The following is a 1,313-nucleotide window of genomic DNA, read 5'->3' as shown; positions in this document are numbered from 1 at the left end:
GGTACGTTAAAGGCACATAGTTTACAAAGTTAAAGGGACATAGTTTACACTTTTTCAAGTTATAATTTGAGACAAAAATCAAATTATTATGCCTTGGAAAAACACAACAACTATGGAACAAAAAATTGAATTTATTTGTGAATGGCGTACAGGAAAATATTCCATCACAGAATTATGTAGAAGTTTTGAGATCTCCAGACCAACAGCTTATAAGTTAATAAGCAGGTTTGAAAAACAAGGTTTTGAAGGCTTAAAAAAGCACTCTAAGGCGCCTATAAAACATCCCAACGCAACCAAAGAAAATATCATCGAAAGTATTCTAAAATTGAAAGGAGAATATAAACTTTGGGGTGCTAAAAAAATCAGAGAATTGTTGTTTAAAGAATTTACACCTCAAGAAGTGCCTTCGGTGGTTACGGTACATAATATTTTAAAGAAAAATGGTTTAGTATGTCCTCAAAAACGAATGAGAAGAGTCAAACCTACAAACCCTATTTTCGACCCAAAATCGTGTAATGAAGTGTGGAGTGCTGATTATAAAGGTAAGTTTCTTATGGGCAATAAAATTTACTGTCATCCGCTAACCATTGCAGACTCTAAAAGTCGATTTCTTTTTACTGCTAAAGGACATTATAAAGAAAACCTAAAGTCGGCTAAAGCAGAGTTTAAAAGGGTTTTTAGAATATATGGAATACCCAAACAGTTGCATACTGATAATGGAAGTCCCTTTGGATCTGTACGTGCTATCCAAAGATTTACTCAACTCTCTTATTGGTTTATTGAACTTGGCATTACTCCTGTTTTCTCTGATCCTGGACAGCCACAACAAAACGGTAGACATGAGCGAATGCATCGCGATTTAAAGGCTGCTTGTGCTAAACCTTCTGCTTACGATTTAAAAGCCCAACAAAGACGCTTAAATCACTTTGTAAAACAATATAATAACATAAGACCACATGAAGCATTAGACATGAAAACACCAGCTAAAATTCATGATTTTTCTAACAGACCTTTTCCTGAAAAAATACCAAATTTTGACTATGATTCAATGTACAAAATTCTTAAAGTAACTAAAAGTGGAGCAGTAAGATGGAAGTCCTATTATTGGGTATATGTATCCGCGGCTTTAAAAGGAAAATATATCGCTATTGAAGATATTGGTAATGGGATTTGGAAAGTATTTTTTAGAAATGTATTTTTAGGTTTCTTTGATGAAAAACATCTTAGAAATAAACAACAATCGACAAGGTTAGAAACTAATTTAGTGTAAACCCTAATCTTTAACTTGTGTAAACCATGTCCCTTTACGAACA

At 33.2% G+C, this 1,313-nt stretch carries 1 protein-coding gene; it reads left to right on the top strand.

Features of this window, described 5'->3' with window-relative positions:
* Positions 1-88: 88 nt before the first annotated feature.
* On the top strand, positions 89-1,270 hold the full coding sequence (locus tag Q0997_RS20130) for an IS481 family transposase (RefSeq protein WP_299892497.1): 1,182 nt from the start codon (positions 89-91) through the stop codon (positions 1,268-1,270).
* Positions 1,271-1,313 lie beyond the last annotated feature (43 nt).

It is taken from the genome of uncultured Lacinutrix sp., assembly GCF_947500325.1.
GTDB lineage: Bacteria > Bacteroidota > Bacteroidia > Flavobacteriales > Flavobacteriaceae > Lacinutrix.
This window is presented reverse-complemented; position numbering and strand designations above follow the sequence as displayed.